The organism is Streptomyces sp. NPDC058637, assembly GCF_042717325.1.
GTDB lineage: Bacteria > Actinomycetota > Actinomycetes > Streptomycetales > Streptomycetaceae > Streptomyces.
In genome coordinates, this window is record NZ_JBHXRD010000036.1 from 72,736 (window position 1) to 81,502 (window position 8,767).

The window sequence follows — 8,767 nt, forward strand, 5'->3', positions numbered from 1 at the left end:
CTGTCAGGAGTGGGCGGCCCGCCCGGCCGGGGGGCCGTCGAACTGGGCGGCCCGCCCGGCCGGGGGGCCGTCGAACAGGGAACGGACCCAGGCCAGTTGCCGGGCCCGGTGGTGTTCGGTGCCGCCTTCGTGCCCGTTGAACTCGTAGACCCGCACGTCCTTAGGGCCGCCATAGCGGTTGTAGGCCGTGAAGCAGGTGGAGGGCGGACAGATGTCGTCCATCATCGCGATCGAGAACAGTCCCGGTGCGGTCGCTCTGGTGGCGTGGTGTGCCGCGTCGAAGTACGACAGCGTGCGGAAGGCGGACTCGGTGCGGTCCGGGTGGAGCCGGAGGTAGGAGGCGACCTCGGTGTACGGTGGCGCCGCGGCGATGCGTGAGGCGCGGGGCATGTTGCACAGGAACGGCACATCCGGCATCACCCCGGCCAGCCCCGTGACGAGACCTGCCACGGCCAGCGCGATCCCGCCGCCCTGGCTCACCCCGGTCACCACGATGCGGGAGGGGTCGATTTCGGGGTGCGCCCGCATCGCCTCCACGCATCGGACCGCGTCGGTGAACACCCGGCGGTAGTAGTGCGTCGCGGGATCTTCGATGCCCCGGGTCAGGAATCCCGGAACGGTCCCGGCAGTGCCGGAATGGGGGTCCGGAGTGTCTCCGGGGGCCGCTGACCAACCCTGGCCGCGCGTGTCCATGACCAGATGCGCATATCCGGCACAGGCCCACATCAGCTGCTCATGGGCCAGCCCTCGTCCTCGCCCATATCCGAGGAATTCCACGATGCAACCAAGCGGTCCGGAAGCCTCGGTTGGCATGCGGAGCCAGCCCCGCACGCACTGGCCGTCGTACCCCGGAACGCTCACGTCGTACGTGCGTACCTGGACCAGCCCGCTGTCGATCTTCTCGAAATGGGGCCGACCGTGACCACCGCCAGGAGATTCCGCACCCAGAGCGTTCTTCCAGAACGCGTCGAACCCGTCAGGCAGTGGAAGGTCCGGCTGGTAGGTGAGGCATTCAGCTAGGGAGAGGTCGGCCGATGGCATGGGTGTGCCTTCCTGGGGGCGCGAAAGCGACAGGACAGAAGACGTCAGATGTCCTGATGGCAAACCAGACCGTAGGGAATCGCGCGTAACGCGTCAAGAGGCCGCCCGAGGCGCGTTCCCGCCCGGAGACCGGCCGGGAACGCGACGGCCGCAGTCAGTCCTGGTCGCCCTTGCGTGACCTGGCCTCGGCGATACGCCGCCTGACCGGCGCGTAGTGTTCTTCGAGAGCCTTGAGGAAGGCGGGGGCGTCACCGGCACGGGCGGCATCCACGATGTTCTGATGGGCGGCGACCGTCTCCGCCTCGTCGGCATGCGTGAACCCCTGCAAGTGCGGTGCGACGATGGCGTATACGTCCCAGAAGGCCATCGAGAGCTGACCGATCAGGTCGTTGCCGAGCGGGGCGACGAGCAGTGCGTGGAACGCCCGGTCCGCGGCCACGAACCCGTGCCCGTCCCCGACGCCGGTCGCGCGCATGGTGGCCACCAGGTCGTCCAGCCTGTCGAGTTCGCCGACGTCGAGCGAGGAGATGATCCGGTCCGCCATGCCCCGTTCGAAGAGCTCCCTCACGTCGACCAGGTCGGCCAATACCTGGAAGTCATCGTCGGGAGAGAGCAAGCCGCGGAACGTTAGGCTTTCCACCAGCGCGGACATACTCAGACGACCGACGTATGTGCCGTGGCCGTGGCGGACCTCGACGATGTCGAGGGCGTCCAGGATCTTCATGGCTTCCCGGACGCTGGAACGGCTGGCGCCGAGGGCCTCGCAGAGGGCCGGCTCCGTCGGTAGCGGATCCCCGGGGCGGAGCCGTTCGTCGAGGATGTAGCGCTTGATGCCCTCCACCACTTCCAGCCGCAGAAGGGTGCGGCCGGGTCGCGTGCCGGACATATGTGAACTCCCCACCTCTTGACCCCTCTCACTTAGCAAGCTACGTTCCCACGCTATCAAGGCATCGGACATCTGACGTCTTACCCCTTGCGTCTCAGGGCAGCCCGATACCCTGCGAAGCAGCCGTTCTCCACCCATTCCCACCTCAACGTCCCTTGGAGGACCCGTGCCCGAGTTGAGGCCAGCCGGCGTCGAGCGCCGCACTTTCCTGCGTTACACCAGCGCCCTTGGCGCGGCCGCCGCCATCACCGCAGGCCTTTCGGCCTGTGGCGGGCCCTCCTCGACCACCGACGGCCAAGAAGAAGCCGGAGGCAAGGGCGACAACAACGGCACCATCGAAGCCGGCCTCTCGTACCCCCTCTCCACGGGCTTCGACCCGATGATCACGTCGGGCGCCACGCCGTACGCCGCCAACATGCACATCTTCGAGGGACTCGTCGATCTTGATCCCGCAACACTCGTGGCCCGCCCCGCGCTCGCCACCGAGATGCCGAAGAAGATCAACGCCACCACCTACCGCGCCACGCTCCGCGACGGTGCGACCTTCCACGACGGCTCCCCGGTCACCGCCGAGGACGTCGTGTTCAGCTTCGAACGCATCCTGGACGAGAAGAACGCGTCGCTGATGGCGCAGTTCGTGCCCTTCATCGACTCGGTCACCGCCGTCGACCCCAAGACGGTCGAGTTCAAGCTCAAGTACGCCTTCGCACTCTTCCCCTCCCGCATCGCCGTGGCGCGGATCGTGCCGAAGAAGATCGTCGAGGCGGACGTCAAGGGCTTCGACGCCAAGCCCGTCGGGTCGGGACCGTACGAGTTCATCGAGGCGACCCGCGAGGACAAGATCGTCTTCGAGCGCTTCAACAAGTACAACGGACCTCACCCGGCCAAGGCCAAGAAGATGATCTGGCGCCTGATGTCGGACCAGTCGGCCCGTGTCAGCGCGATGGAGTCCGGCCGTGTCCAGGCCATCGAGGACGTCCCGTACATCGACGTCAAACGGCTCTCGGCCACCACGAAAACCGAGTCCGTCCAGTCCTTCGGCCTGCTCTTCCTGATGTTCAACACCGCCGACAAGCGGTTCGCCGACAAGCGGGTCCGCCAGGCCCTGCACTACGCGCTGAACACCGAGAAGATCATCACCACCGCGATGGTCGGCAACGCCACCGCCGCCACCGGATACCTGCCCTCGACCCACCCCGACTTCTACAAGGCCGCCACCGTCTACACCCACGACGTGGCCAAGGCGAAGAAGCTCCTCGCCGACGCGGGCGTGGGCAAGCTCAAGTTCACCGTCCTGACCACCGACACCGGCTGGGTCAAGGACATCGCCCCGCTGATCAAGGAGAGCTGGGCCGAGGCCGGCATCGACGCCACCCTCGGCATCGCCCAGTCCGCGGCCCAGTACGCCAAGGTCGACGGCGGCGACTTCGAGGTGCTGGTGGCGCCCGGCGACCCCTCGGTCTTCGGCAACGACGTGGACCTCCTGATGCGCTGGTTCTACTACGGCTTCTGGCCGGAGAAGCGCTACGGCTGGTCCAGGAGCGCCGAGTACAAGCAGGTCAAGCAGCTCCTCGACAAGGCCGCCCAGACCGCCGACGAGGCGACACGCAAGCAGCTGTGGGGCCAGATCACCGACGTCGTCGCCGACGAGGCCGCGCTCTACCCGATCCTGCACCGCAAGCTGCCCACCGCCTGGAACGAGAAGGCCCTGCCCGGCTTCAAGCCGCTGCCCACCACGGGCCTGTCCTTCGTGGACGTCGGCCGAGCCTGACGTCCGCCCGGTCCGGGCCGCCACCTCCCCGGCGGCCCGGACCCGCCTCCGCCCAATCGCAAGGAACACGACGATGGTTGCTTTTCTCCGGCTCGCGCTGCGCCGCGTCGCGATGATGCCGGTGATGATCCTCGGCATCGCCCTTCTGGTCTTCGTGGTGCTGCAGTTCTCGCCGGCCGACCCGGCCTACAACGCGCTCGGGGAGAGCGCCAGTCCCGAGGCCAGGGAGGCCTTCGCCGAGGCCAACGGGCTCAACGACCCGTTGCCGATCCGCTACTTCGACTTCCTCGGCCAACTGCTCCACTTCGACCTCGGCATGACCGTCCCGCCGAGCCAGCCCGTGATCGACCGGATCACCGCGGCGTTTCCCCTCACCCTCCAACTGACCTTCCTCGGGCTGTTCCTCGCGGTCACGCTCGCCGTCATCGGCGGAGTCCTGGGCGCGATGTACCGCGACCGCTGGCCCGACCAGCTCTTCCGGATCCTCTCCATGGCCGGGGTCGCCGTCCCGTCGTTCTGGCTCGGCGTCCTGCTCATCCAGCAGTTCGCCCTGAGCACCCGGATCTTCCCGACCGGCGGATACACCAACCCCGCCGACTCGTTCAGCGGCTGGCTCACCACCATGGCCCTCCCCGCCATATCCCTGGCCGTCCCCGTCGCCGCGTCACTCGCGCGCCTGGTCCGCACCTCCATGGTCGCCGAACTCGACCGCGACTACGTCCGCACCGCACAGGGCAACGGCCTGCCCACCTTCCTCGTGATCCGCTCGGTGCTGCGCAACGCACTCGTCACCCCGCTCACCGTGCTCGGGGTCAAGGTCGGCTACCTGCTCAGCGGAGCCGTCGTCATCGAAGCGATCTTCGACCTGCCCGGCATGGGCAAACTCATCCTCGAAGGTGTCACCGGCGGCGACGTCGCCCTGGTCCAAGGCACCGTACTGACCATCGCCATCGCCTTCCTGGTGGTCAACGTCGTCGTCGACCTGCTCTACCTGCTGGTCAACCCCCGCATCAGGACGGTGTGACATGTTCGCCACGGGCCGTCTGGCCAAGAAGCTCTCCCGACCGGGCATCGCGTTCCGCGCCCTCCCGGTCACCTCCCGCCTCGCCCTCGGCGTGCTGACCGTCGTCGTACTCGGCGCCGTCCTCGCCCCCCTCCTCACCCAGAACCCGCTCACCACGGGCACCCCCGTCCAGGCCCCGAACGGCGACCACTGGTTCGGCACCGACCGGGCGGGACGCGACGTCTTCGCCCGTGTGGTGCACGGCTCGCGCTACTCCCTGGTCATCGGCCTCGGCGCGACAGCCGTCGCCCTGGTCGCCGGCGCCGTCCTCGGCTCGCTCGCGGCCACCTCGCGCAAGCTCGGCGACGAGTCCGTCATGCGCACCCTCGACGTCGTCATGTCCTTCCCCCCGATCGCGCTCGCGGCCGTCCTCGTCGCCGTGTTCGGCACCAGCGTCCCGGTGATCATCTTCACCATCGCCTTCGTGTACACCCCCTCGCTCGCCCGCGTCGTCCGGGCCAACGTCCTCGCGCAGTACGGGGAGGACTACGTCGCCGCCGAGAAGGTCATCGGCGCCCGGCGCGGGTACATCGTGCTCCGCCACGTCGCCGTCAACTGCATGGCGCCGGTCATGGTGTTCGCCACCGTCATGGTCGCCGAGGCGATCATCTTCGAGGCCAGCCTGTCCTTCATCGGAGCCGGCGTGCAGGATCCCGACCCCAGCTGGGGCAGCGTCCTCGCCTACGGCCGGCAGATCCTCCTGGCGGGAGGCTGGTGGGCCACCTTCTTTCCCGGCCTGGCCCTCCTGATCACCGTCCTCGCGCTCAACATCCTCTCCGAAGGCCTCACAGACGCCTCCGCGGCGCCCAAGAGCGCCCGCGTTCTCAGCACCCCCGTCACCACCACGGCTCCCGACCCGGTCGAGGCCGCCGCGACCGTCGACATCGACGCCGCCCTCAGCAAGCTCGCCCGGCACATCAACGCGACCGAGCCCACCATCACACCGGTCCGTGATGACGCCGCCGAACTCCTCGTCGTCCGCGACCTCGCGATCCGCTTCCCCGACCGCTATGGGGAGATCTCCGTCGTCGACCAGCTGAACTTCACCGTCCACGAGGGCGAGACCCTCGGACTGGTCGGCGAGTCCGGCTGCGGCAAGTCCATCACCAGCCTCGCCGTCATGGGCCTCCTCGCCCGCAACGCCGAGGTCAGCGGCGAGATCCTCTACCGGGGCCGGGACCTGCTGAAGCTTCCACCCAAGGAACGGCGCGCCCTGATGGGCCCGGAGATCGCCATGGTCTACCAGGACGCACTGTCCTCCCTGAACCCTTCCGTACTCGTCGGCACACAGCTGAAGCAGCTGACCTCGCGCGGCGGTACGAAGACACCGGCCGAACTCCTCGAACTCGTCGGCCTCTCGCCCGAACGCACCCTGCGCAGCTACCCTCACGAGCTCTCCGGCGGACAGCGCCAGCGCGTACTCATCGCCATGGCCCTCTCCCGCAGCCCGCGTCTGCTGATCGCCGATGAGCCGACCACCGCCCTCGACGTCACCGTCCAAGCTCAGGTGGTCGAACTTCTCATCAAGCTCCGCGACGAACTCGGCTTCGCCATGGTGCTGGTCAGCCACGACCTCGCCCTGGTCGGCGACCTCTCGCACCGGGTCGCCGTCATGTACGCGGGCCGCCTGGCGGAAGTCGGGGACACCCGGTCCGTCCTCACCGACCCCACCCACCACTACAGCCGCGGCCTCCTGGGCTCCGTCGTCTCCCTCGAAGCCGGCGCCGACCGGCTCCACCAGATCCGTGGAGTCGTCCCCGCCCCCCAGGGCTTCGGTCCGGGGTGCCGTTTCGCCGGCCGCTGCGCCGCCGCCACGGAAGTCTGTCGCACCACCACCCCCGTACTCGCCGTGCGCGGCACGGCGGAAGACCACGGCTTCGCCTGCCACCACCCGGCTGGGACGGCCGCCAGAGAGCTGGAAGGAAGCGCCCTGTGATCAGGCTCGACGGCGTACACGTACGCCACAAGGCACGCAGCGGCGGCATATTCAGCCGCGATGCCGTACACGCCCTCACCGATGCCACCCTGGAAGTCAAGCGCGGGGAAATTGTCGGCCTGGTGGGAGAGTCCGGCTGCGGCAAGTCCACGCTGGCCCGCGTGCTGACCGGACTGCAGAAGCCGACAGAGGGTGAGGTTCTCTTCCACGGGCGTGACCTGTGGAAGATGACGGGCGCCGAGCGGCGCAACGACTTCGGCTCCGCCGTCGGCGTCGTCTTCCAGGACCCCTCCACCGCACTCAACCCCCGTCTCACGGTCCGGCAGGTCCTGCGCGATCCGCTGGACGTGCACGGGCGCGGCACGCGCGAGGCGCGCGAGGCCCGGGTAGAGGAGCTGCTCGACCTGGTGGGGCTGCCCGACCACACCCTCGCCGCCCTGCCCGGACAGCTCTCCGGCGGCCAGCGCCAGCGCGTCGCCATCGCACGCGCCCTAGCCCTCGAACCCGAACTGATCGTCGCTGACGAACCGACCTCCGCGCTCGACGTCTCCGTACGCGCCCAGGTCCTCAACCTCCTCGTCGACCTGCGCGAACGCCTGGGTCTCGGCATGGTGTTCATCTCCCACGACATCCAGACCGTCCGCTACCTCGCCGACCGCATCGCCGTGCTCTACCTCGGCCGCGTCGTCGAGGAAGGCCGTGCGGCCGACGTGGCGGGGACCCCCGTTCACCCCTACACCGAGGCACTGCTCTCCGCCACCCCCAGCCTGCTGGAGACGACGGAACGCATCGTGCTCACCGGCCCGGTGCCCTCCGCCACCAACCCGCCGACCGGCTGTCCCTTCCGTACTCGCTGCTGGAAGGCCGATGACGAATGCGCCGGCGTCTTTCCGGTGGAAACCCTCGGTCCGCGCGAACACCGTTGGCACTGCATCCATCCCCAGACTCCCGTAACGCCCGCAAGGAGCACCGCATGACCGCCCCCGCCCGGCTCTATTCCGGGGTGATCCCGCCCGTCGTCACCCCGCTCACCGCTGACGGCGACCTCGATCGCGTTTCCCTGGAACGGGTCGTGGGCCATCTCCTCGACGGTGGAGTCCACGGCCTCTTCGCCCTCGGCAGCTCGGGCGAGACCGCCTATCTGACGCCCGGTCGGCAGGACGAGGTCATCGAGGTGATCACCGGAGCGGCGGCGGGTCAGGTTCCCGTGCTTGTCGGGGCCATCGAGACCACGACCGACCGAGCCATCGAGCGCGCCCGCGCCGCAGCAGCCCTGGGCGCGGACGGCGTCGTTGCCACAGCTCCCTTCTACACGCGCACCCACGTCACCGAGATAGACCGCCATTTCCGGGATATCGCGGCGGCCGTGGACCTTCCCCTTCTGGCGTACGACGTGCCGGTCTGCGTCCACAGCAAGCTGGACCCCGAACTCCTTCTGCCGCTCGCGGCGGACGGGGTGCTCGCGGGAGTGAAGGACTCCAGCGGCGACGACGGATCCTTCCGGCGCCTGGTCATCGGAGCGCGGGACCTCCCGGGATTCTCCATCCTCACCGGTCATGAACTGGTGGTCGACGCGATGATGCTGAGCGGCGCCCATGGTTCCGTACCCGGGCTGGGCAACGTCGACCCGCACGGTTACGTCCGGCTGCACGAGGCGGCCGTGCGAGGCGACTGGGCCGCCGCGAAGGCCGAGCAGGACCGGCTCGTCGGCCTGTTCGACATCGTACGGGCAGCCCGCCCCGGCACAGCATCGGCGACGGCCGCAGGCCTTGGCGCGTTCAAGACCGCCCTGATGCTGCGCGGCATCATCGCCACCAACGTGATGAGCCCACCCATGCGACGACTGGACAAGACGGAGACGGCCTCCGTCGACACCTGTCTCGCACTCGCTGGCCTGTCCCGGGCACAGTAGTACCCCGCCGCACAGGTCTCAGGCGTGGGGCCGCCCCCCCCCCCGGGGGGGGGCCGGCGCCCGGGGTGGAGGCCCCCCCCGGGGGGGGGTTTTATGGCGGCGGGGGGGACGCCCCCCCCCCCAAACACGGGGGCGGCCCGCCGGGGATTGAGGGGTTG

The 8,767-nt window shown here is 69.0% G+C and carries 7 protein-coding genes; 5 read left to right on the forward strand and 2 right to left on the reverse strand.

The annotated features are described in order from the left end of the window. Positions 1-3 precede the first annotated feature (3 nt). A complete protein-coding gene (locus ACFWVP_RS29200; RefSeq protein WP_384500957.1) occupies positions 4-1,041 on the reverse strand; it encodes an acetylxylan esterase in 1,038 nt (345 codons plus the stop codon). A 154-nt stretch (positions 1,042-1,195) separates the two neighbouring features. Beyond that, positions 1,196-1,927, reverse strand: a complete 732-nt coding sequence (locus tag ACFWVP_RS29205; RefSeq protein WP_384500958.1) for a FadR/GntR family transcriptional regulator — start codon at positions 1,925-1,927, stop codon at positions 1,196-1,198. A 166-nt stretch (positions 1,928-2,093) separates the two neighbouring features. Here ACFWVP_RS29205 and ACFWVP_RS29210 point away from each other — a divergent pair, with 166 nt between their 5' ends. The 5 genes from ACFWVP_RS29210 (at position 2,094) to ACFWVP_RS29230 (ending at position 8,609) form a co-directional block, all read left to right on the forward strand. Further along, the gene (locus ACFWVP_RS29210) at positions 2,094-3,698 is read left to right on the forward strand and encodes an ABC transporter substrate-binding protein (RefSeq protein WP_384500959.1); all 1,605 of its coding nucleotides are present in this window, start codon (positions 2,094-2,096) and stop codon (positions 3,696-3,698) included. Between the two features lie 73 nt (positions 3,699-3,771). Further along, entirely contained in the window at positions 3,772-4,722 is a 951-nt protein-coding gene (locus ACFWVP_RS29215; protein ID WP_384500960.1) for an ABC transporter permease, read from the forward strand. A gap of 1 nt (position 4,723) precedes the next feature. Then, entirely contained in the window at positions 4,724-6,697 is a 1,974-nt protein-coding gene (locus tag ACFWVP_RS29220; RefSeq protein WP_384500961.1) for a dipeptide/oligopeptide/nickel ABC transporter permease/ATP-binding protein, read from the forward strand. Further along, the gene (locus ACFWVP_RS29225) at positions 6,694-7,674 is read left to right on the forward strand and encodes an oligopeptide/dipeptide ABC transporter ATP-binding protein (protein WP_384500962.1); all 981 of its coding nucleotides are present in this window, start codon (positions 6,694-6,696) and stop codon (positions 7,672-7,674) included. Before ACFWVP_RS29220 ends, ACFWVP_RS29225 begins: the two co-directional genes overlap by 4 nt. Then, on the forward strand, positions 7,671-8,609 hold the full coding sequence (locus tag ACFWVP_RS29230) for a dihydrodipicolinate synthase family protein (RefSeq protein WP_384500963.1): 939 nt from the start codon (positions 7,671-7,673) through the stop codon (positions 8,607-8,609). Before ACFWVP_RS29225 ends, ACFWVP_RS29230 begins: the two co-directional genes overlap by 4 nt. The last annotated feature ends 158 nt before the right edge of the window (positions 8,610-8,767 follow it).